General features: G+C 71.0%; 19 protein-coding genes and 2 riboswitches. Of the genes, 4 read left to right on the top strand and 15 right to left on the bottom strand.

What is annotated here, in order from left to right; all coding sequences use genetic code 11:
- Positions 1–90: riboswitch (adenosylcobalamin (AdoCbl) riboswitch) on the top strand.
- A gap of 44 nt (positions 91–134) precedes the next feature.
- The 3 genes from ASD30_RS11365 (at position 135) to ASD30_RS11375 (ending at position 2,402) form a co-directional block, all read left to right on the top strand.
- Positions 135–362 carry a CbtB-domain containing protein gene (locus tag ASD30_RS11365; RefSeq protein ID WP_056681437.1) on the top strand — a complete coding sequence of 76 codons (228 nt, stop codon included), beginning with the start codon at positions 135–137 and terminating at the stop codon, positions 360–362.
- 236 nt (positions 363–598) lie between these two features.
- Complete coding sequence (locus ASD30_RS11370) at positions 599–1,450, top strand: CbtA family protein (RefSeq protein WP_056681438.1); 852 nt, start codon at positions 599–601, stop codon at positions 1,448–1,450.
- Between the two features lie 19 nt (positions 1,451–1,469).
- On the top strand, positions 1,470–2,402 hold the full coding sequence (locus ASD30_RS11375; protein WP_200951142.1) for a cobalamin biosynthesis protein: 933 nt from the start codon (positions 1,470–1,472) through the stop codon (positions 2,400–2,402).
- Between the two features lie 3 nt (positions 2,403–2,405).
- Here ASD30_RS11375 and ASD30_RS11380 read toward each other — a convergent pair whose 3' ends face one another.
- From ASD30_RS11380 to ASD30_RS11445, 14 genes are all read right to left on the bottom strand, one after another.
- Positions 2,406–3,149: a cobalt-precorrin-6A reductase gene (locus tag ASD30_RS11380; RefSeq protein WP_056681440.1), complete on the bottom strand. Its 744-nt coding sequence runs from the start codon at positions 3,147–3,149 to the stop codon at positions 2,406–2,408.
- Complete coding sequence (locus ASD30_RS11385; RefSeq protein WP_056681441.1) at positions 3,146–4,636, bottom strand: cobyric acid synthase; 1,491 nt, start codon at positions 4,634–4,636, stop codon at positions 3,146–3,148. The genes ASD30_RS11380 and ASD30_RS11385 overlap by 4 nt, the downstream gene beginning before the upstream one ends.
- Positions 4,637–4,670: 34 nt before the next feature.
- Positions 4,671–5,258 carry a DNA-3-methyladenine glycosylase I gene (locus ASD30_RS11390; RefSeq protein WP_056681442.1) on the bottom strand — a complete coding sequence of 196 codons (588 nt, stop codon included), beginning with the start codon at positions 5,256–5,258 and terminating at the stop codon, positions 4,671–4,673.
- A 115-nt stretch (positions 5,259–5,373) separates the two neighbouring features.
- On the bottom strand, positions 5,374–7,080 hold the full coding sequence (gene thiC, locus ASD30_RS11395; RefSeq protein WP_056681443.1) for a phosphomethylpyrimidine synthase ThiC: 1,707 nt from the start codon (positions 7,078–7,080) through the stop codon (positions 5,374–5,376).
- A complete protein-coding gene (thiD, locus tag ASD30_RS11400; RefSeq protein WP_056681444.1) occupies positions 7,077–7,907 on the bottom strand; it encodes a bifunctional hydroxymethylpyrimidine kinase/phosphomethylpyrimidine kinase in 831 nt (276 codons plus the stop codon). Before thiD ends, thiC begins: the two co-directional genes overlap by 4 nt.
- Positions 7,904–8,563 (bottom strand): thiamine phosphate synthase, encoded by a 660-nt coding sequence (locus tag ASD30_RS11405; RefSeq protein WP_056681445.1) that lies wholly within the window; start codon positions 8,561–8,563, stop codon positions 7,904–7,906. Before ASD30_RS11405 ends, thiD begins: the two co-directional genes overlap by 4 nt.
- Positions 8,560–9,321: a thiazole synthase gene (locus ASD30_RS11410; protein WP_056681446.1), complete on the bottom strand. Its 762-nt coding sequence runs from the start codon at positions 9,319–9,321 to the stop codon at positions 8,560–8,562. The genes ASD30_RS11405 and ASD30_RS11410 overlap by 4 nt, the downstream gene beginning before the upstream one ends.
- Complete coding sequence (thiS, locus tag ASD30_RS11415; RefSeq protein WP_056681447.1) at positions 9,318–9,503, bottom strand: sulfur carrier protein ThiS; 186 nt, start codon at positions 9,501–9,503, stop codon at positions 9,318–9,320. Before thiS ends, ASD30_RS11410 begins: the two co-directional genes overlap by 4 nt.
- Positions 9,500–10,579, bottom strand: coding sequence for a glycine oxidase ThiO (gene thiO / locus ASD30_RS11420; protein WP_056681448.1), 1,080 nt, complete (start codon positions 10,577–10,579; stop codon positions 9,500–9,502). The genes thiS and thiO overlap by 4 nt, the downstream gene beginning before the upstream one ends.
- Positions 10,579–11,157 (bottom strand): thiamine phosphate synthase, encoded by a 579-nt coding sequence (locus ASD30_RS11425; RefSeq protein ID WP_056681449.1) that lies wholly within the window; start codon positions 11,155–11,157, stop codon positions 10,579–10,581. Before ASD30_RS11425 ends, thiO begins: the two co-directional genes overlap by 1 nt.
- Positions 11,156–11,266, bottom strand: a riboswitch (TPP riboswitch). Its footprint overlaps the gene before it by 2 nt.
- A gap of 43 nt (positions 11,267–11,309) precedes the next feature.
- Positions 11,310–11,969, bottom strand: coding sequence for a DUF1707 SHOCT-like domain-containing protein (locus ASD30_RS11430; RefSeq protein WP_056681450.1), 660 nt, complete (start codon positions 11,967–11,969; stop codon positions 11,310–11,312).
- Between the two features lie 25 nt (positions 11,970–11,994).
- Positions 11,995–13,662 carry a sulfatase-like hydrolase/transferase gene (locus ASD30_RS11435; RefSeq protein WP_056681451.1) on the bottom strand — a complete coding sequence of 556 codons (1,668 nt, stop codon included), beginning with the start codon at positions 13,660–13,662 and terminating at the stop codon, positions 11,995–11,997.
- 110 nt (positions 13,663–13,772) lie between these two features.
- Positions 13,773–14,825, bottom strand: a complete 1,053-nt coding sequence (locus ASD30_RS11440; protein WP_056681452.1) for an NAD(P)-binding domain-containing protein — start codon at positions 14,823–14,825, stop codon at positions 13,773–13,775.
- Between the two features lie 45 nt (positions 14,826–14,870).
- Complete coding sequence (locus ASD30_RS11445; protein WP_056681453.1) at positions 14,871–17,117, bottom strand: ATP-binding protein; 2,247 nt, start codon at positions 17,115–17,117, stop codon at positions 14,871–14,873.
- 146 nt (positions 17,118–17,263) lie between these two features.
- On the opposite strand from ASD30_RS11445, the gene ASD30_RS26905 reads away from it, so the two are divergent.
- Positions 17,264–19,846 (top strand): flavin-containing monooxygenase, encoded by a 2,583-nt coding sequence (locus ASD30_RS26905; protein WP_082563777.1) that lies wholly within the window; start codon positions 17,264–17,266, stop codon positions 19,844–19,846.
- Positions 19,847–19,898: 52 nt separating this feature from the next.
- Here ASD30_RS26905 and ASD30_RS11455 read toward each other — a convergent pair whose 3' ends face one another.
- On the bottom strand, positions 19,899–21,578 hold the full coding sequence (locus ASD30_RS11455; protein WP_162250954.1) for a sulfatase-like hydrolase/transferase: 1,680 nt from the start codon (positions 21,576–21,578) through the stop codon (positions 19,899–19,901).
- Between the last annotated feature and the right edge of the window lie 28 nt (positions 21,579–21,606).

A 21,606-nucleotide genomic window follows, 5' to 3' on the forward strand; every position in this document is an offset into this window, starting at 1 on the left:
CGTTGGGCTCGAGGAAGCCGGTGTAACTCCGGCACAGTCGCGCTACTGTGACATCGCTCCGGCGGTGGAGTCAGACCCGAGGGCCCAGCGGAATCCCCACTAGTTCAGGGACGCACCATCCCTCAGGAGGACACATGTCTCAGGCAACCCCCGCCATCTCGACGGCCGGCCCCGACGCGATCGAGCTCCCCTCGATCCCGCTGGCCCAGATCGCCCCGTGGGCGCTCTTCTACGGTCTCGTCGCGCTGCTCGCGCTCTTCTTCATCAGCACCGACCAGGGCGCCACTTCGCTGATCTCCGGCACCGCGATCCACGAGTGGGTCCACGACGGTCGCCACCTGCTCGGCTACCCCTGCCACTGATCCACGCCTGACGTCCTGCACGCCGGTCGCTCCGGCAACCACTCCGCAGGACGTCCAGCGCAACGTCCTGCGTGCAGGCTGCTCCGGCAACCACTCCGCAGGACCTCCGTCGCCACGTCCTGCACGCCGGTCGCTCCGGCGACCGCTCCGCAGGACGTCCAGCGCAACGTCCTGCGTGCAGGCTGCTCCGGTCGCCGCACCGCAACGTGCGCGCCCCTCTCTGATCGGAACGACCCATGACTGCACGCAACATCCTGATCCGGGGGCTCATCGCCGGATTCATCGCCGGCATCTTCGGCTTCCTCGTCGCCCACCAGGTCGGCGAACCGCACGTCGAGAAGGCGATCGCCCTCGAAGAGGCAGGCACGGCTGACGAAGCCGAGGCGCCCGAGGAACACGGCCACGAAGAAGGCGCGGCCCACGAGCACGACGCCGCAGAGGCGGGCGGCACAGCGCATGAACACAGCCACGAGGCCGGGCACAGCCACGGCGAGGCGGCCGAGGTCTCCCGAGGCAACCAGCGCACCTGGGGCCTGCTCACCGGGACCCTGATCGTCGGTACGGCGCTGGGCGGGCTCATCGCGCTCATCTCCGCAGCCGCGATCGGCCGGGTCGGCCGGCTGCGTCCCGCCGCATCGACGGCACTGGTCACCGCGATCGGCTTCGCGTCCTTCGCCCTGGTGCCGTTCTTCAAGTACCCCGCGGCTCCCCCGGCCGTCGGGTCGGGCGACACGATCGGCGAGCGCACCGGCTACTACTTCATCTTCCTGGCCATCTCGGTGCTGGCCGCCGTGGCCGCCACGTTCCTGGCCCGTCGCCTGCTCACCCAGGTCAGCGTGTACGCCAGCGTCGTGATCGGCGCCGGCGCCTACCTCGCGGTCGTCGTACTCGCCGCGGTCGCGATGCCGACGGTCAACGAGCTGGGCGACTTCCCGGCCGACACGCTGTGGTACTTCCGCCTGTCGTCGCTGTTCACCCTGGCCACCATCTGGGGCGTCATCGGCGTCGTGCTCACCGGCCTGGTCGGCCGCCTCGACGCGGTCGCCGTGGCCCGGGCCGAACGCCGCGAACTCGCCGCGTCGATCTGAGCCACCGTTGAAGCATTCCGTGCCGCGTGCCCTGGGACTGCTCCTGGGGTTCGCGGCCGACCGCGCGCTCGGGGACCCTGCACGGTTCCACCCGGTGGCCGGCTTCGGCCGGCTCGCGACCCGCGTCGAGAAGCTGACGTACGCCGACTCGCGGGCCCGCGGTGCCCTCCACAGCGCCCTCCTGGTGGGCGGCGTCGGGCTCACCGGTGCCCTGGCCGAACGCTCCACCCGTGACCGTCCGGTCGTGCGGACCCTGCTGACCGCCACCGCCACCTGGGCCGTCCTGGGCGGCACGTCACTCGGTCGTGAGGCCGAGGCCGTGCACTCCCGACTGCACGACGGGGACCTGCCCGCGGCACGGCAGCGGCTCACCCACCTGGTCGGCCGTGACACCTCGCGTCTCGACGAGTCCGGGGTTGCCCGGGCCACCATCGAGTCCGTCGCCGAGAACACCTCCGACGCCGTGGTCGCGCCACTGGTCCTCGGAGCGGTGTTCGGCGTTCCCGGTCTCGTCGGCTACCGCGCTGCCAACACGCTCGACGCGATGGTGGGCCACCACAACGAGCGCTACGAGAACTTCGGTTGGGCCTCCGCACGCCTCGACGACCTGCTCAATCTCGCCGGTGCGCGGCTGTCCGCCCTGCTCGCAGCAGGTCTCGCGCCCACGGTTGGTGGCTCGCCGCGCGCCGCGTTCGCCGCCTGGCGCAAGGACGCCCGCCATCACCCGAGCCCCAACGCCGGGCCGGTCGAGGCGTCGTTCGCCGGGGCGCTCGGCGTACGGCTCGGTGGTGTGAACACCTACGGCACACGGGTCGAGGACCGGCACACCCTCGGGAGCGGCGGTGCTCCCGGGGCCACAGACATCGCCAGGGCGGTCCGACTCGCCGACCGGGTTGATCGGGGTTCGGTCGTCGTCGCGGCCGCCCTGGCGATGGCCCGACGAGGTCGCTGACGACTAGGCGCCGCGGCGAACCAGCCAGGCGTCGGCGGCAGCGGGGTCGGTGACCACCTCGACGTGGGACGCCGACGCGGCACGGCGTACGACGACCACCGGCACGCCCAACTCTGCCGCGGCCTCCATCTTGGGCCAGGTGAACGAGCCACCGGAGTCCTTGGTGACCACGACATCGGCGGCGTGCTCGCGCATCAGGGCCAGCTCGCCGTCGAGGCGATAGGGACCACGACTCGTCAGCAGGGTCCACGGGGCCGGCAGTTCGAGGTCGGGAGGGTCCACAACCCGCACCAACGCTGACGATTCGGCCAACGGCTCCACGAAGCGGGCGAGCGACTGCCGGCCCACGGTGAGGAAGGGCCGCTCCCCCAGCGTGGCGGTCAACGCGGCCGCTTCGTCGTGGTCGTCGACCCAGTGCCACGTCTCTGCGCCGGGCGCCTGGGCCCAGCCGGGTCGCTCGAGACGCAGCAGGGGCACGCCGGTCGCCGCGCACGCCGCGATCGCGTTGCGGGTCATGCCCTCCGCGAAGGGATGCGTGGCGTCGACGACCGCAGTCACGTGCTCGTCACGAAGGTGGCCGACCAGTCCGTCCACGCCACCGAAGCCACCGATGCGCACGGGTCCGACGGGCAGCCGCGGACGCGCCACCCGCCCGGCCAGCGACGAGGTGAAGGTGGCGCCGCGTTGTTCGAGCAGGAGGGCGAGCTCACGCGCCTCGCCGGTGCCGCCGAGGAGCAGGACGTTCATCGCGACGCTCCCGGGGGCAGGATCGCGAGGTCGGCCGGTGCACCGCGCTCGACCAGCTCGAGGAGGGCGTCGACGTCGAGGTGCTCCTCGACGAGCGCGCCGAGCAGGTCGAGCCGGGCCTCACGCTGCTCGGGGAAGCTCACGTCGGAGGAGCGCCACTCACGCCCCGCGGCGCTCGCTGCGGCTGCGAGGAAGGCGCGCCGGAACTCGTCGCCCTCGAGGCTGCCGTGCCACATCGTGCCGAACACTGCGCCCGCACGCGCTCCACCGAGGAACTCCTCGCCGGAGCTCCGGGTGATGCGGCCGTGGTGGATCTCGTAGCCGGTCGTCTCCACACCCAGCGCCTCACCGGTCGGCAGCCGCAGCGCCTTCTCCTCGGCGAACGTCGTGGCCACGTCGAGCAGGCCCAGGCCCTCGACATCGGCGCCGGCCACGCCCTCCACCCCCGTCGGGTCGATGATCCGACGACCGAGCATCTGGAAGCCACCACAGATGCCGAGGACCGGCTTTCCTGCCGCGGCGTGGTCGAGGATCGCGCGGTCCAGCCCACGCGACCGCAGCCAGGCCAGGTCGGAGATCGTCGCGCGGGTGCCGGGCAGCACCACGAGGTCGGCGTCGGCCATCGCCCGCGGGTCGCTGACGAACACCACGTCGAGGCCCGGCTCGATGCCGAGTGCGTCGACGTCGGTGAAGTTCGAGACCCTGGGCAGCCTGACCACTGCCACCTTCATGGCTGCAGCGCCGTCCGGCGTACGACGTCCCTCGAGGTCGAGTGCGTCCTCAGAGTCCAACCAGAGGTGGGGATTCCACGGCAGTACGCCGAACACGCGCCGACCGGTGAGCGCCTCGAGCTGGTCGAGGCCGGGGGTCAGGAGAGTGGCGTCGCCCCGGAACTTGTTGACCACGAACCCGGCGATCAACGCCTGGTCGGCCGGCTCCAGCAGCGCGACGGTGCCGAACATCGCGGCGAACACACCACCCCGGTCGATGTCGCCGACGACTACGGTCGGGATCGATGCGTGCCGGGCCAGGCCCATGTTGACGTAGTCGCTCTCACGCAGGTTGATCTCGGTCGGGCTGCCCGCGCCCTCGGCGATCACCACGTCGTAGCGCGCGGACAGGTCGTCGAAGGCGTCGTACGCCGCGTGCGCGAGGTGGCGTCGTCCGTCCACGAAGTCGCGGCTGGAGATCTCACCGGCAGGCTGGCCCATCACCACGACATGGCTTCGCCGGTCGCCCCCGGGCTTGAGCAGCACCGGGTTCATCGCCGCCTCGGGCTCGGCCCCGGCGGCCAACGACTGGATCCACTGGGCCCGCCCGATCTCGGCGCCGTCGCCGCAGACCATGGAGTTGTTCGACATGTTCTGCGACTTGAACGGCGCCACCTTCAGGCCCCGTCGCATCAGTGCGCGGCACAGCCCGGTGGTCACGATGCTCTTGCCGGCGTCGGAGGTGGTGCCGGCGACGAGAAGGGCACCACGAGTCATGTCCGAACCCTATCGGCGCCGGGACCCGCGCGAGTCAGCGCGGCCAGACCTCGGACGAGCCGCGGCGATGGCTGGCCATCAGGTGGGTGTCGACGATGCCGACCGCCTCCATCAGTGCGTACATCGTGGTCGGCCCGACGTGGGCGAACCCCTTCTTCTTCAACGCCTTCGAGAGCGCCAGCGACTCGGGCGACTGGGTGGGCACGTCGGCGTACGTCGTCGGCTCGGGGGTCTCGGACGGCTGGAAGGACCAGACGAAGTCGACCAGCCCACCCTCGTCGCGCAACGCGAGCGTGGCCCGGGCATTGGTGATCGTGGCGTCGACCTTGCGCCGGTTGCGCACGATGCCGACATCGGCCATCAGGCGCTCGCGGTCGGCGTCGTCGTACGCCGCGACCTTCTCGGCGTCGAACCCGTCGAAGGCGGCGCGAAAGTTCGGCCGCTTGCGCAGGATCGTGGCCCACGACAGTCCCGACTGGAACGCCTCGAGGCTGATCCGCTCGAAGAGCGCGGTCTCCTCGCGGATCGGCATGCCCCACTCGGTGTCGTAGTAGTCGCGCATCATCGGATCGGTCGCCGCCCAGGTCGGCCTGGCCAGTCCGTCGTCACCCATCACCGTCATGGAGGTCAGTCTGCCAGCGGTGACGAACTGCGGCAGTTCGTCTGGTCCGGACCGCCACGCACGCTCATCGCGTGGCCGATCGTGACGAACTGCCGCAGTTCGGTACCTCATGCCGTCAGGCGCGCGGCTCGACGTACACCGTGCCCCCGAGCTCGATGAACTCCTCGGACTTCTCCTTCATGCCCACCTCGGGGTCGAGGCCGGGCTCGAGTGCCGACCCGAACCGCTCCCGCACGTCCTGGCTGATCTTCATCGAGCAGAACTTCGGGCCGCACATCGAGCAGAAGTGCGCGGTCTTGCTGGCCTCGGCCGGCAGTGTCTCGTCGTGGAAGGCCTCGGCCGTGTGCGGGTCGAGCGAGAGCGCGAACTGGTCACGCCAGCGGAACTCGAAGCGGGCCTTCGACAAGGCGTCGTCCCAGTCACGGGCCCGCGGGTGGCCCTTGGCGACGTCCGCGGCGTGCGCGGACAGCTTGTAGGTGATCACACCGGTCTTCACGTCGTCGCGGTTCGGCAGGCCGAGGTGCTCCTTGGGCGTGACGTAGCAGAGCATCGCGGTGCCGTGCATCGCGATGGTGGCCGCACCGATCGCCGACGTGATGTGGTCGTAGCCGGGCGCGATGTCGGTGGCCAGCGGGCCGAGGGTGTAGAACGGCGCACCCTTGCACCAGTCCTGCTGCAGCACGACGTTCTCCTCGACCAGGTTGAGCGGCACGTGGCCGGGCCCCTCGACCATCACCTGTACGTCGTACTTCCAGGCGCGCTCGGTGAGCTCGGCCAAGGTGCGCAGCTCGGAGAACTGCGCCTCGTCGTTCGCGTCCGCGGTCGAGCCGGGCCGCAGCCCGTCACCGAGGGAGAACGAGACGTCGTACTGCGCGAAGATCTCGCAGAGCTCGTCGAAGTGCGTGTAGAGGAAGTTCTCCTGGTGGTGCGCCAGGCACCAGCCCGCCATGATCGAGCCCCCGCGCGAGACGATGCCGGTGACGCGGTCTGCGGTCATCGGCACATAGCGCAGCAGCACACCGGCGTGGACCGTCATGTAGTCGACGCCCTGCTCGCACTGCTCGATGACCGTGTCCCGGAAGATCTCCCAGGTCAGCTTGTCGGCCTCACCGTTCACCTTCTCGAGTGCCTGGTAGATCGGCACGGTGCCGATCGGGACGGGGCTGTTGCGGACGATCCACTCACGGGTGGTGTGGATGTCGTCGCCGGTGCTGAGGTCCATCACGGTGTCGGCGCCCCAGGTGACCGCCCAGGTCAGCTTGTCGACCTCCTCGGCGATGGAGCTGGTGACCGCACTGTTGCCGATGTTGGCGTTGACCTTCACCAGGAAGCGCTTGCCGATGATCATCGGCTCGGCCTCGGGGTGGTTGATGTTGGCCGGGATGATTGCCCGACCGGCTGCGACCTCGCTGCGCACCAGCTCGACGTCGCAGCCCTCGCGGATCGCCACGAACTCCATCTCGGGCGTCACGATCCCGTTGCGGGCGTAGTGCATCTGCGTGACGTTCTTCCCGGCAATCGCCTTGCGGGGCTGGGGATTCTCACCCTGCCACTCCTCGGCGGCCGCACCGCGTCGTACGGCGGAGCGGCCGTTGTCGAGCAGCTGCGTCTCGCGGCCGTCGTACGCCTCGGTGTCGCCGCGCTCGACGATCCAGTCGGCGCGCAGCCCGGGCAGCCCGACCTCGGGCGCGGACCCGGGGCCTTCGGTGGCGTAGCGGTCGAAGGTCTCGCCGTTGGTCAGGTGCACGCGGGTCTGCGGCACCCGGATGTCGGGCCGCGGGCCGGTGACGTGGATGCGGCTGTGGGCGTCGTGAACGGTCATGGTGTCTCCTCGTGTCGGTGGTGCAGGGGGGTCAGGTGTGCGATCGGGCCGCGTCCGCGGCCCAGGTCCCAGCGACGGCTGAGCGCCAGCTGGGAGGAGGTGTACGCCGCCGCGCGACGGATGGCGGCCGGGATCGGCAGCCCGCGGGCGAGCAGTGCGGCAAGGGCAGCGCTGAACGTGCAGCCGGTGCCGTGGTCGTTGGTGGTGGGTAGGGCCGGGTGGCTCAGCGGCAGGGGTTCCTCGCCCGGGAGAGCGAGCCAGTCGGTGCAGACGAGTCCGGTGGCGGCGTCGCTCGCAGTCGGTTCGGGCACCCACTCCAGTCCACCGGTCAGCACCACCGCCGGCCCCAGCGCGGCGAGCTTGGCAGCCAGCTGGTCCGGCGCGCCCTCGCAGCCGAGCAGGGCCCGGGCCTCGTCGAGGTTCGGCGTGGTCACCGTGGCCACCGGAAGCAGGTGGTCGACGTACGCCGCCCGCACCGCCTCGTTCCCGAGCACGGCACCACTCGTGGCGACCAGCACGGGGTCGACCACCAGCAGCAGGTGGCCCAGTCGCTCGGCGACCAGGCGCACCGTCTCGGGAGAGCCGAGCATGCCGGTCTTCGCGGCGGCCACCGGCAGGTCGTCGAGGACGGCCTCGAGCTGCCCCGCCACCACGTCGTACGGCGGCACGTGGATCGCGTGCACGCCGGTGGTGTCCTGGGCGGTCACCGCGGTGACCACGAGCGCACCGTGTGTCCCATGGGCCGCGAACGTGGTCAGGTCCGCGGCCAGCCCGGCAGCTCCACCGGAGTCGGTGCCGGCCACCGACAGCACGACGGTCGGCGTCATCCGACCACCTCCAGCAGTCGCGCGACCGTCGCGGCCGGGTCGCCCGCGCGCATGATCTCCCCCATCACGGCGACCCCGTGAGCACCGGCGTCGCGTGCTCCGGCGGCGTTGTCGGACGTGATGCCGCCGAGCGCGTAGACCGGCACGCCGTGCCCGGCGTACGCCTCGGCCGCGAGCGGTGGCCCGTAGCCCGGCTTGCTGGGTGTGGTCGCGAACGGCGAGAGGGTCACGTAGTCGGCCCCGTCATCCGCTGCCCGGCGTACCTCCGCAGCCGTGTGGCAGGACCGCCCCACCAGCCCACCCCCGCCCGAGTAACGCGGGGTTATGGTCGCTTCACACGTGTTCTGACGCGTGTTCAGCGACCATAACCCCGCGTTACTGCCGGTGGGGAAGTGCCCGGCGGGGTGGGCGTGGGCGGGGAGGTGGAGGCCGTGGGCGGCGGGGTCCGGGATCCGGCTGCTGATCACGGTCAGGCCCGGTACGCCGACCAGGGCGCCGACCAGCGCGTGACGCGCGGGCGCAGGCAGGTCGTGCTCGCGTACGACGACATGGGTGAGCCCGGCATCGACGCACTCGGTGATCGTGCGGGCCAGCCCGCGACCGAGCCGCAGCTGGGACCGGTCGGTCAGCAGGATCAGCCTCGGCAGGGCGGTCATGCGATCCGCCCCCTCACCGGGCTGGAGGCGCGGGCCACCGAGCGCCGCGGGACCCGACCGGCCGACCGGGCTGCGAAGCCGGCCTGCACGCCGAGGGAGAGCGCCCGCGCCATCGCCACCGGGTCGTCGGCCCGGGTGACCGCGGTGGCCGCCAGGACGGCCGAGCACCCGAGCTCCATCGCCAGCGCCGCGTCCGAGGCCGTGCCGACCCCGGCGTCGAGCACCACGGGCACGTCGACGGCGGCGACCACGGCTTCGATCGCATGCGGGTTGAGCACGCCCAGCCCCGAGCCGATCGGCGAGCCCAGCGGCATCACCGCGACGCACCCGACATCGGCCAGGCGCCGAGCCAGGACGGGGTCGTCGGTGGTGTAGGGCAGGACCGAGAATCCCTTGCCCACAAGGGTCTCCGCTGCTTCGAGCAGCTCCACGGCATCGGGCATCAGGCTGGTCTCGTCGCCGATCACCTCGAGCTTGACCCAGTCGGTCTCCAGCGCTTCGCGGGCCAGCTCGGCGGTGAGAACTGCCTCTCGGGCCGAGAGGCAACCGGCGGTGTTCGGCAGGATGCGCAGGCCGCGCCGGGTCAGCACGTCGAGCAGTCCACCGGGCCCCGTGCTCGACGCGCGTCGCATGCTCACCGTGACCAGCGCGGGTGCGGCGGCGTCGAGCACGGGGTCGAGCAGGGACAGTTGCGGCAGGCCGCCGGTGCCGAGGAACAGTCGGGACGGCAGGGGAACTCCTGCGATGACGAGGCTCATCCGCCCTGCACCGCCGTCACGACCTCGACCACGTCGCCGTCCTCGAGGTGTCGTGTGGCGTGCGCGCTTCGCGGCACCACACTGCCGTTGACCGCGACGGCACTCCCGGCGCACGGTGCGAGCACGGCGACCGCACTCCCGGGGGGCAGGTCGGCGGCTTCTCCGTTGAGGGTGATCTTCACGCGTTGTCCTTCCTGTACGTCGAATCGCGCCCGTTCGGCGCATGGACGAGTCGGTCCGCGTCGACCCGCCCAGCGGCGAGGTCGAAGCGGCGAGGGTCGAGGGCGGGGTCGAGGTGCCCGGTCTCGAGGTGGTCGGCGACCAGGCGGGCGGCCAGGGGCGCGAGCAGCACGCCGTGCCGGAAGAAGCCGGCGGCCAGGACCACGTCGCTGCGACCCGGCGCCGGACCGACCAGCGGCAGGTTGTCCGGAGTGCCGGGGCGGTCGCGGGCGCACACCTCGACGAACGTGGCCCGGTCCAGGCCCGGCACCAGCAGTCGGGCGCCTTCGAGAAGCCGGGCGACGCCGCCGAGCGTCACGACGGGGTCGGCGTCGTGTTCCTCCGACGTGGCCCCGATGACCACGCCACCGTCGGCCCGCGGGACGACGTAGAGCGGCTCGCCGTGCACCCAACCGCGGATCGTCCGTGTCGGCGGATCGTCGGTGTGGGCCCGCAGGATCTCGCCGCGCACACCCCGCACGAGGTGCGACCAGGGCTCGGGCAGCCGGGCACCGGTGGCGATCACCGTGACGTCGTGATCCCCCACGTCCGCGACGTCCTGGGCACCTCCCACACGAGACAGGAGTGCCGCGACCACCGCGCGAGGATCGACGCTGTGGTCGTCAGGGAGAAGCGCGGCACCGGTCAGACGGTGCGACAGGGTGGGCTCGATCCGCCGCGCGGCGGACCCACTGAGCAGATCGACCGAGACGCCGACGGTGTCGAGCAGGGCGACCTGCCGCTGCACCTGCTGCAGGTCGCCGCCGTCGAAGCCGGCCAGCAGGGTTCCGGTGCGGTGCACGGGAACCCCCAGCCCGGCGGCGTACGACGGCCACAGCTGCAGGCTCGCCAGCCCGAGTCGCAGCAGGTCGAGATCGGTGTGCCACACCTCGCTCGACGGCGAGAGCATCCCGGCGGCGGCGTACGACGCACCGGCGCCCGGCGCGGGGTCGACCACGGACACCTGGTGCCCGCGGCGCAACAGCTCCTCAGCGCACGAGAGCCCGATGATCCCTGCGCCGAGCACGAGCACCCGCATCAGGCGACCGCGTTCACGAGTTCCTTCGCTGCCTGCACGGGATCGGGTTGTCGCCAGATCGAGCCGATGACCGCCACACCGTGGGCGCCGGCCGAGAGGACGGCCGGTGCCGTGGCCGCCGAGACCCCGCCGATGCCGATCAGCGGCAGTGGGCCGACACAGGCGGACAGGGCCGAGAGACCGAGTGGGGCAGGCAGTCCGGCCTTGGAGGTGGTCTCGAACAACGGTCCGAACCCGGCGTAGGTCGCACCGTCGAGAGCGGCCTGGTGCAGTGACGCGAGGTCACGGCAGGTGGCCCCGATGACCAGGTCGGGCGCCAGCCGTCGGGCGCTGGCCACCGGCAGGTCCGAGGCACCGAGGTGCACACCGTGGGCGCCGGCAGCCAGCGCCACGTCGAGCCGGTCGTTGACCACGACCATCGCGCCCGTGTCGAGCGCTGCCGCCACGCACGCCATCAGCGAGCGGGTGGTCGCGGACTTCGCCCGCACCTGGAAGCCGTCTACTCCCGCGTCGGCGAGAGCGGGCAGCAGGGACAGGTCGTCGGTCGTGTCGACCAGACAGAAAATACGTGCAAGCACGGAAATCGCTCCTCGCTTCCTGCGCCGGCATTACCCGGTTCAGGTTCAACGGTCAGAGCGGCTTCAGCCCCATCTCAGCCCGCTGCCGCGAGCACCCGTGGTGGAATGTGCTGCGACCATAGCGCAATCAGCAGGCCATGAGAACCGTGGGTTCAGTGGCCGGGCAGCGCGCCGTGCCCGCGCCAGCGCCTGCCCTCGCCGGGCATCGGCTTGCGCACGACCGTGACGCCGCCCATCAGCGCGAAGCCCTTGACCCGGACGATCGGCGAGTCCGGACCGAGCTGGGCCTCGACACGGTCGCGGCCCTGGCTGAAGTCGCCCATGATGCCGAAGCCCTCGACCACCACGACGGTGAACGCGTTGACGATGACGTCGATGCCGCCCATCACCGTGTTGGCGATGATCGTGGTCTCATGCTCGGTGAGGATCGCCTGGCGCAGGTCGATGTCGATGCCGCCCATCATCGCGAAGGCGGTGTGCGTGCCGTTGACCTGCCAGACCCCACGGCGGTCCTGGCCGCCCATGATCGCCAGCGACGACCGGTGCACGGGGGCACGCACGTTGGCCGGAAACGACGCCGCTTGGCGTACGGGCTCCTGTGGACGGACCGGCTCGACGCCCTTCATCGGCAGGTCCGCGGTGATCGGCACGAGGTCGGCGTACACCTTCGCGGCGTACGTCGCGTCGAGCCGCTCGTCGAGCTCGTCGAAGTCGAGCCGTCCCTCGGCCGCGGCGTCGCGCAGCACCTCGGCGACCTTGTGACGGTCGGCGTCAGAGATGCGCATCTCGTGGGGTCCCGGCGTGCCCTCCATGCCCGTCAGACTAGCGGCCGCACCCTCATCTGGTCAGTGCCCGGCAGCGGGCCGGAGCGCACTGGTCCCAGGCCCGCAGGCGACGCATGAGCTCGCGCGCATAGGGCTTTCGGTGGTCCTGGGCGAACACGTTGCGGTCCTCCCACGGCACGTCGTAGCGGTAGAGCTCCCAGGCGTAGCGGGTGCCGCGCCACGAGTTGTCGAGGTCGAAGCGCACCAGCAGCCCACGACGCCCACGCACCGCGATGTACGACGGCACGAGGTCGGTCATGCCACCGGTCTGACGATCGGCATCGACCTCACCGGGCCGCGACTTCGACCAGGTGTGCTCGAAGAACGCGAACCGCCCACCCGGGGCCCGTCGCGCGCGCAGGCTGGCCTTGAGCGAGGAGCCCGAGCGGTACTCCGGGCTGTCCAGGCCGGCCAGCGCCTCGAACGTCGGGGCGAGGTCGATGTTGTTCACGAACTGGCCACGCCGGCCCGGCGCCACTCCCGGACCCACCACCACCAGGGGCACCCGCACGTCCGAGTCGTAGGGCGTGCCCTTGCCCCCGTTGAGCTGGTGCTGGCCGAGATGGATGCCGTTGTCGGCGGTGAGGAAGACATACGTGTTCGGGCCGACCTCGGCACGGACCCGGCCGATCAGCCGGTCGATGGACTGCACCATGCGGGCCCGGTTGCGGTAGTGGCCCAGTGCCGCCCGGTCGGTCAGCGTGATCCGGTTCGTCCGCCAGGCAGGAGCCGGCGCGGTCCGTCCGTTGCGACGCAGGTAGGTCGGCGCGTTGTCACGCCGCGGGTCGCCGTACCCCAACAGGTCGCGCAGGCTGAGGGACCCGCACGCCTTGAGCCCACAGTTGCCGTTGGCCAGGCCAGCGCGCGGGCGGTCGCGGAACGCCGGCGGGAAGGTCGGGCTGTTCCGGTAGGCCTTGCGGAGCTGGCCGTGCGAGCCGTAGGTCGCGATCTCGAGGAAGTACGGCGCCGCGTCGTCACGGTGCCCGCGGATGAACCGCACCGCCTTGGCCGCGGTCACGTTGGTGGCGTAGTGGCTGTCTCGCACTCGTCGGGGCGCACGCAACGGCGGGATCGGGTGGTTGCGCAGCCGCAGGTTGCCGTCCTGGTCCAGGTAGGTGGAGCGGAACCCCCAGCCGTTGTACCCACCGCCGAGGATGGCCTGCCAGTCGTCCCACCCGGGAACCTTCGGCGGCGCCACGGTGTGCCCGTCGACGTCACGTGCCTCATACAGGTTGAGGAACTTGCCGATGAACCCCGTGGTGTAGCCACTGCCCTGGAGGGCCACGCTGAACTGCTTGCCCGGGTTGTCGTGCGCGACGAACGCCGGGTAGCCGCCGACGGCCAGCGAGCCGTTGCGCGTGTTGGTCAGCACTCCGGTCTGGTGCGGCGCCTGGCCGGTCAGCAGGGCAGCACGCGAGGGGCAGCACAGTGAGTCCACGACGTAGGAGTTCCGGTACGACGCTCCCTGACGCACCATGCGCTGCGCGTTCGGCATCGTCGAGAGGAGCTCCATGGAGAAGTCGTCCATCAGGATCAGCACCATGTTGGGGCGCCGGTCGCCGGCCGCACCGGCCGACGAGGGCTGGCCGGCACTCTGGCCAGCCGACGAGAAGGGACCCATCACGAGGGTCACGACGAGCAGAAGTGTGCCGAGGACGCCGCCCGAGAACCTGTACCGCATTCTTAAAACCCTTATCTGTAGTGACTTACTACAGTTTCACACACGGCAGTGACGAATCCCCGACCGGGTCCATCCTTCGGCGAGCCGCCCGAGGGGTCAGTCGGAGCGGTTCAGCCCGCGGCGGTCAGCCCGTCGGACCCGAGGAAGCCCGAGACCGCCACCGCGGCACGACGTCCGGCCCGGTTCGCGCCGATGGTGCTGGCCGAGGGTCCGTAGCCGACCAACTGCACTCGCGGGTCGGCCACCGCTGTGGTGCCGTCGAGGCGGATGCCGCCGTACTCGCTGCGCAGGTGGAGCGGCGCGAGATGCGAGACCGCCGGCCGGAAGCCGGTCGCCCAGAGGATCACGTCGACAGCCTCGAAGGTGCCGTCCTCCCAGCGCACGCCGTACGGCTCGATCCGGGCGAACATCGGGCGCCGGTCGTAGGCGCCCAGCCGCTCGGCCGCACGCTCCTGCTCGCGCAGCACCAGACCGGTCACGCTGACCACGCTGCGGGGCGGCAGCCCTCGGCGGACCCGGTCCTCGACCATGGCGACCGCGGCCCGACCGATCTCGGGGGTGAAGTCGTCGGTGCGCCAGATCGGCTCCCGCCGGGTCACCCAGACGGTGTCCGCGATCGGAGCCAGCTCACCGAGGAACTGCACGGCCGAGGCGCCACCACCGACGACAAGCACCCGCTTCCCGGCGAGGTGCTCCGGGCCGGGGTAGTCGGCGGTGTGCCACTGCTCCCCCGCGAAGGTCTCGATGCCCGGGTACGCCGGCACGAACGGCCGGGTCCACGTGCCGGTGGCGTTGACCAGGGTGCGGGTGAACCAGTGGCGCGGGCCGGCGGTCACCCGCAGCAGCCCGTCGTCGTCCTCCACACGTTGTACGTCGACCGGGCGGATCACCGGCAGTCCGTGCGCGCCCTCGTAGTCGGCGAACCAGGACGGGACGACCTCGTTCGCCCGGTCGTGCGACCGACCGGGCGCCGGCGCGTCGGGCAGGTCCGCGACACCGTGCACGTCGGCCATCGTCAGCGAGTCCCAACGATGCTGCCAGGCCCCGCCCGCCTGCGGATTGGCGTCAAGCACGACGTGGTCGATGCCGAGGCGGCGCAGGTGGAAGCTCGTGGAGAGCCCCGCCTGCCCGGCGCCGATCACGAGGGAGTCGAGGATGTGCACACCCACGTCAACGCCCGACGCCCGGCGGTTATGCCGTGCCGCGGGTCAGGACCGCTGGCCCATCACCCAGGTGGCCACCTGGGTCCGTGAGCGCACTTCCAGCTTGGCCAGGATCCGCTCCAGGTGACCGTCGACGGTGCGGTTGGAGATCACCAGCTGCTCGGCGATCTGCCGGTTGCTCAGTCCCTCGGCGACCAGCTCGGCCACCTGCTGCTCGCGCTTGGTGAGCGGACTGTCCCGGGGGCTGTCGGTGGCGACGGCAGCGGTGCCGAGCCCGAGCATCACCGCCCCCACGCGGTCGAGCCCCCGTTGCGCCTCACGCAGCCGCTCGGCCTGCGGGTGCCCGATCGCGGCGTCCACGTGCGAGACGATGCGCCGACTGTCGGCGCTGATGTCGGGCCCGAAGGCGTCGATGTCGGTGCCGAGCAGTCGCCACACCGCTGTGGCCGCCCCGAAGAGGGCAGCCGAGTTCTCGAGGTGGTCGTTGGCCGCCGCGATCCATGACGTGAGCTCGAGGGTGAGCGCGATGCAGATCCCGTCCTGGAAGTCGCGTTGAAGCTCCAGCGCCTCGACCGCAGCCGCCCTGGCCGAGACCTGGTCGCCGAGGCGCCAGTGGCACATGCCGGCGATCCACAGGGTGTAGGCCCGGCACCAGCCCTCGCCGCGCGGCGCACTCAGCGCGAGCACCTCACGGCACGTGGCCAAGGCCTCGGTCGGCCCCACCTCGAAGTACTCCGCCATCGCCAGCTGGAACATCGCGGTCTGGGCAGCGGCATCATCGCCGACCTTCTCGAACGTGACCAGCGCACGCCGGAACGCCGCGATCGCGGGACCGAGGTTGCCACTGAACAACCCATGGATCCCGGTCCAGGCGTCCACGTGCGCCAGCAGGTGCTCGTCCTCGAGCTCCAGCGCCAGGGCACGACCATGCTCGAGATGGACGCTCCCCGCCTGACGATCACCCTGGATGAGGCAGACCCACGCCGCGACCCACAGCGCCGCTCCGTGCTCCGGGGTCCGTCCGAGATCGAGGGCCAGGATCCGCTCCAGCCAGCGCCGTCCGTCGCTGAGGAAGCCGCCGGCGATCCAGTGGTAGCGCAGCAGCGAACCGAACGCAGCCGCCTGCTCCTCCTCTCCCGTGGTGGTGGTCGACCACTCCAGGCCCGCGAGCACGTTGGCGTGGTCGCGCCGCATCGCCGCCAGGGCCGCCGGCTGGCCCAGCCCGCACCAGGCCGCGACCATCGACTCCGCACGGGCCAGGTAGTGGTCACGATGCCGACGGCTCAGCTCGTCCGCCTCGCCGGACTGGTCGAGCTTCTCCGCGGCGTACTCCCGCATCGTCACCAGCATGCGATACCGCATCTCGGCACCGCCGGACTCCGCGATGACGATCGACTTGGCGACCAGCTGGTCGAGCACGTCCAGCAGTCGCTCCGGCGCCAGGTTGTCGAACCCGCACACAGCCTCCGCCGCGGCCAGGTCGAGGCTTCCGCGGAACACCGACAACCGGGCCCACAGGAGCCGCTCCTCCGCACCGCACAGCTCATGGCTCCAGTCCACCAGGTCCCAGAGCGCCTGGTGTCGCGGTAGACGGCCCCTGACGTCACCCTTCAGCAGCTGGAACCGGTGGTCGAGCCGCTCCAGCAGCTGGCTGACCGACAGGCTGCGCAACCGGGTGGCCGCGAGCTCGATCGCCAGCGGGAGCCCGTCCAGCGTCGCGCACAGCCGCTCCACGTCGTCGTGATTGGCCTCGGTGACGGCGAAGTCGGGAACCTGGTGTCTGGTGCGGTCCACCAGCAGCCGCACTGCCTCGGGCAGATCGAGCGGTCCGACCGGGAAGACCTGTTCGCTCGCCAGGCCCAGCGGTTCCCGACTGGTGGTCACGATCCGCAGCGCGGGCGCCACGTCGAGCAGCTCGGAGACCAGGTCCGCCACCTCGTCGAGCACGTGCTCGCAGTTGTCGATCACCAGGAGCATCGCCTTGCCGACCAGGTGCCGGCACAGCTGCTCCAGTGGCGTGCGGGTCGACTGGTCCGCGACTTCGAGGGCAGACACCATCGCGGGCGCCACCGCCGCGGCTCCGGCCAGGCTGGCCAGGTCGACGAAGACACCGCCGTCGGCGAAGAGGTGCCGGGTGCGCTCGATCAGTTCGAGGGCCAGCCGGGTCTTGCCGACGCCGCCGGTCCCGGTCAGCGTGACCAGCCGTGAGGAGCCCACCAGCGAGCGCACGTCGCGCAACATGTCGTCACGGCCGATGAAGGTCGTCAGCCGTTCACCGGTGCCGGGGCTCATGCTGGGAGACCTTAGTCGCGCACTGTGACCCGTGCCACGCTCTGCCCACCCGCGGGAGGAAACGGGTGGGCGAACGGGTGGTTCCACCCGCGCCCCGGCCGTGTGACCGCGGTCACGATGGCGCTCCGCCGACTGGAGGAGAAACCATGACCCAGGACCAGACCCACGACGTCATCGTGGTCGGTGCCGGATTCGCCGGCATCTACGCCATCCACAAGTTCCGCGACCAGATGGGCCTCGACGTCCACGCCTTCGATGCCGCCAGTGACGTCGGCGGCACCTGGTACTGGAACCGGTACCCGGGCGCCCGGGTCGACATCGAGAGCGTGCACTACTCCTACTCCTTCGACGAGCAACTCCAGCAGGAGTGGCACTGGAGTGAGCGCTACCCGGCGCAGCCCGAGATCCTGGAGTACCTCAACCATGTCGCCGACCGCTTCGACGTACGCCGCGACGTCACGTTCGACACCCGGGTCACCTCGGTGACCTGGGACGACGACGCGAGCCTGTGGCGGGTCACCACCGACGACAACCGCGAGCACACCGCACGGTTCTTCGTCTCCGGCGGCGGCACCCTCTCGGTCCCCAAGACCCCGGACTTCCCCGGCATCGAGACGTTCGCCGGCCGTACCCTGCTGACCGGCAACTGGCGCGAGGACGTCGACCTGTCCGGCCAGCGGGTCGGCATCATCGGCACCGGTTCGAGCGGGATCCAGGCGATCAGCGAGATCGCGAAGGTGGCCGACTCCCTCACCGTGCTGCAGCGCACCCCCAACTTCGCGACCCCTATCGGCAACTACGCCACCGACCCGGCCGAGGAGGCCACCGAGAAGGCGAGTTACGCAGAGCTCCGCGCAGCGTCACGCAACCACTTCCTCGGCGTGCCGTACTCCGACGTACGGCCGTCTGCCCTCGCGGTGAGCGCGGAGGAGCGCCGGGCGATCTTCGACGACCGCTGGGACCGCGGCGGCTTCCGCCTCTTCATCGACAGCTTCGCGGACGTGCTGCTCGACCAGGACGCCAACGACACCGCCGCCGACTACATCCGTTCGCGGATCCGCGAACGGGTCACCGACCCGACCACCGCTGACCTGCTCTCCCCCACGACCTACCCCTACGGGACCAAGCGACCCCCGCTGGAGACGGACTACTACGAGGCGTTCAACCGCGACAGTGTCTCGCTGGTGGACGTCGCCGCGAACCCGATCGCCGCGGTCGTGCCCGAGGGCGTGCGACTTGCCGACGGTTCGGTCCACGAGTTCGACGTGCTCATCCTGGCCACCGGGTTCGACGCCTGCACGGGCCCCCTGCTGGCGATGGACATCACCGGGCGTCACGGCGTACGGCTGGCCGACGAGTGGGCCGACGGCCCGCAGACCTACCTCGGCGTCACGGTGCACGGCTTCCCGAACCTGTTCATGGTGACCGGCCCGCAGAGCCCGTCGGTGCTCTACAACATGCCGTTGGCGATCGAGGACCACATAGACCTCATCGGCGACACGATCAGCTACATGGCCCAGCACGGCCACCACGTCATCGACGCCAGCGAGCAGGCGCAGGACCAGTGGGTCGCGGAGACCACGGCCATCTCCGAGATGACGCTGCTGCCGAAGTCGGCCTCGTCCTGGTACATGGGTGCCAACATCCCCGGCAAGCCGCGTCGCGTCCTCGTCTACCTGGGCGGCGCGCCGCGCTACCGGGCGATCTGCGAGAACGTGCAGGCGCACGACTATCGCGGGTTCCGGTTCGCCGAGACCTCACGACAGCTGGACGGTGCCGGCTGCTCGCGGGCGCTGGACCCGTCGGTGATGTTCGTGGTCCAGGCGCTCAAGGACCAGCAGTTCACCGGCTTCCGGGCGGTAGGAGTCGAGGGCACCCGCGCGGTCGTGGAGTCCTTCGTCGAGATGCAGGCCCCGAAGAAGGAGGTCGCTCGCGTCGTCGAGGCGTCGTACGGCGAGCACGCAGACCAGCGGGTGCGCATCTACACGCCCGAGTCCGACGGTCACGAGAAGCCGGTGCTGGTCTACCTGCACGGTGGCGGCTTCGTCGGCGGCAGCCTCGACGTGGCCGACGAGCCGGCCCGTGACCTCGCGGTGCGCACCGGAGCGATGGTGGTGTCCGCGACCTACCGCCGCGCTCCGGAACACAGGTTCCCGGCCGCCCACGACGACGCGTACGCCGCCCTGCTGTGGACGGCGGAGAACATCGCCTCCCACGGCGGTGACGCTCGTCGCATCGCCCTGGCCGGCGACTCGGCAGGTGGCACCCTCGCCGCCGCCGCTGCGCTCCGGGCCGCGAAGGACGGCCCGGAACTGTCAGGCCTGGTGCTGGTCTACCCGTTGGTCAACGCCAGCATCGAGACCGCGTCCCGTCAGGAGTTCGCCACCGACCACATCATCGGGCTCGACGACCTTGCGTGGTTCGGCGAGCAGTACGTCGGGTCGCCCGACGACCTGGCCGACCCGCGCCTGGCCCTGGACACCGCGGACCTGTCGGGACTCCCGCCGACGTTGGTGATCACCAATGAGTGCGACACCCTTCGCGACGAGGCCGAGCTGCTCGCCGCGAAGATCGCCGAGAGCGGCGTCGACACCCGGGTGGTGCGGTTCGACGGGCTGGCCCACGGCGTCTTCTGGATGTCGCTGGCCGTGGCCCGATGCAATGACCAGCGGGCTGCCGCCGCGGACTTCCTGGTGCGTCAGCTCGACCGGGTGCCCGCCGGCGTCTGACCCGGTGGCGGCCGGGCGGTGGCGACACCCACCGCCCGGTCACCGGCACATCTCAGCGGGACAGTGCCCGGCAGACCGCGGGGCGGCACCCGTCGAAGCGTTCGATGCGCCGCTTGAGGTCTCGTACCCAGGGCTTGGCGTGGTCCTCGGCGAAGACGTTGCGGTCCTCCCACGGCACGTCGTAGCGATAGAGCTCCCACGCATAGTCCGTGCCGCGCCAGTCCTTGTCGAGGTCGACGCGCACCAGCAGCCCGCGGGCACTGCGCACCGCGATGTAGGACGGCACGACGTCTGTCGACCCACCGGACTCCTTGTCCGGGTCGAACTCGCCGGGGCGCGCCCTCGACCAGGTGTGCTCGAAGAAGACGTAGCGCCCGCCCCGGGCCTGCGGTGCCCGGAGGCTGGCCGCGAACGACGTGCCGGACCGGAAGGCCGGACTCTCCAGGCCGGCCAGCTCCTCGAAGGTCGAGGCGAGGTCGATGTTGCTGACGAACTGGGACCGACGGCCGGGCACCACGTCGGGCCCGACGACGGCGAGCGGCACCCGTACGTCGGAGTCGTACGGCGTGCCCTTGCCGCCGTTGAGCTGGTGCTGGCCGAGGTGGATCCCGTTGTCGGCGGTGAGCACGACGTACGTGTCCGGGCCGACCTCGCGTCGCACGCGGGCGATCAACCGGTCGATCGACTGCACCATCTGGACCCGGTCGCGGTAGTGCCGCAGCGCCGACTTGTCGGAGAGGATGATCGGGTTCGTGCGCCAGGCCGGTGCCGGCGCCGTTCGCCCGCCGGGACGCAGGTAGGTCGGCGCGTTGTCGTCGCGCGGGTCGTCGTACCCCAACAGGTCGCGCAGGCTCAGGGAGCCGCAACGCTTCAGGCCACAGTTGCCGCCGTCGAGGTCTCCGCGGGGAGCCCGGTCCCGGAAGGCCGAGGGGAAGGCGGGACTGCCCGGGTAGGCCTTGCGGATCTGGGCGTGCGAGCCGTAGGTGGCGATCTCGAGGAAGTACGGCGAGGTGTCGTCGCGGTGATCGCGCAGGAACCGCACCGCCATGTCGGCAGTGACGTTCGTGGCGTAGCCGCGGTCACGCTCCTCGTGCGAGGCGTTCCGCGGTGGCTTGGCGTGGGTGCGCAACCGCATCGTGCCGTCCTCGTCGAGGTACGTCGACCGGAAGCCCCAACCGTTGTAGCCACCGCTGAGGATCGCCTGCCAGTCGTCCCAACCGGGCACCTTGGGCGGCGGGACGATCTTCCCGTTGACCCGGCGCACGTCGTAGACGTTGAGGAACTTGCCGATGAACCCTGTCGTGTAGCCGCTGCCCTGCAGGGCCACGCTGAACTGCTTGCGCGGGTTGTCGTGCGCGGCGAACGCCGGGTAGCCACCGACGGCGGGCGTTCCGTTGCGGGTGTTGGTGCGCACCCCGGTCTGGTGCGGCGCCTGCCCGGTCAGCAGCGCGGCCCGCGAGGGGCAGCACAGCGAGTCGACCACGTAGGAGTTCCGGTACGCCGCCCCCTCGCGGACCATGCGCTGCGCCTCGGGCATCGTCGACAACAGCTCCATGGAGAAGTCGTCCATCAGGATCAGGACGATGTCGGGACGATCGTCCACGCGCTGTTGGGAGATCGTGGCGTCGTCCCGAACGGCCGCGGGACCGCGCGTCGGCAGGCCGCCGAGCACCAACGCGACGAGCAACAGCACGCCGCAGGACGCAGCGGCTCCCCAGGACCTGCGCCCCATTGTTCTCCCCCGATGTTTCTGCAGTCTT

Origin of the sequence: Nocardioides sp. Root140, from assembly GCF_001426745.1 — a bacterium.
GTDB lineage: Bacteria > Actinomycetota > Actinomycetes > Propionibacteriales > Nocardioidaceae > Nocardioides.

Excerpts from the sequence above, each read along its gene's own strand:
- ASD30_RS11370 (WP_056681438.1), top strand. The coding sequence starts at position 599 with ATGACTGCACGCAACATCCTGATCCGGGGGCTCATCGCCGGATTCATC.
- thiC (WP_056681443.1), bottom strand. The coding sequence starts at position 7,080 with ATGACCGTTCACGACGCCCACAGCCGCATCCACGTCACCGGCCCGCGG.
- ASD30_RS11390 (WP_056681442.1), bottom strand. The coding sequence starts at position 5,258 with ATGACGGTGATGGGTGACGACGGACTGGCCAGGCCGACCTGGGCGGCG.
- ASD30_RS11455 (WP_162250954.1), bottom strand. The coding sequence starts at position 21,578 with ATGGGGCGCAGGTCCTGGGGAGCCGCTGCGTCCTGCGGCGTGCTGTTG.
- ASD30_RS11445 (WP_056681453.1), bottom strand. The coding sequence starts at position 17,117 with ATGAGCCCCGGCACCGGTGAACGGCTGACGACCTTCATCGGCCGTGAC.
- ASD30_RS11365 (WP_056681437.1), top strand. The coding sequence starts at position 135 with ATGTCTCAGGCAACCCCCGCCATCTCGACGGCCGGCCCCGACGCGATC.
- ASD30_RS11405 (WP_056681445.1), bottom strand. The coding sequence starts at position 8,563 with ATGACCGCCCTGCCGAGGCTGATCCTGCTGACCGACCGGTCCCAGCTG.
- ASD30_RS11380 (WP_056681440.1), bottom strand. The coding sequence starts at position 3,149 with ATGAACGTCCTGCTCCTCGGCGGCACCGGCGAGGCGCGTGAGCTCGCC.
- ASD30_RS26905 (WP_082563777.1), top strand. The coding sequence starts at position 17,264 with ATGACCCAGGACCAGACCCACGACGTCATCGTGGTCGGTGCCGGATTC.
- thiD (WP_056681444.1), bottom strand. The coding sequence starts at position 7,907 with ATGACGCCGACCGTCGTGCTGTCGGTGGCCGGCACCGACTCCGGTGGA.
- ASD30_RS11410 (WP_056681446.1), bottom strand. The coding sequence starts at position 9,321 with ATGAGCCTCGTCATCGCAGGAGTTCCCCTGCCGTCCCGACTGTTCCTC.
- ASD30_RS11435 (WP_056681451.1), bottom strand. The coding sequence starts at position 13,662 with ATGCGGTACAGGTTCTCGGGCGGCGTCCTCGGCACACTTCTGCTCGTC.
- thiO (WP_056681448.1), bottom strand. The coding sequence starts at position 10,579 with ATGCGGGTGCTCGTGCTCGGCGCAGGGATCATCGGGCTCTCGTGCGCT.
- ASD30_RS11385 (WP_056681441.1), bottom strand. The coding sequence starts at position 4,636 with ATGACTCGTGGTGCCCTTCTCGTCGCCGGCACCACCTCCGACGCCGGC.
- ASD30_RS11430 (WP_056681450.1), bottom strand. The coding sequence starts at position 11,969 with ATGGAGGGCACGCCGGGACCCCACGAGATGCGCATCTCTGACGCCGAC.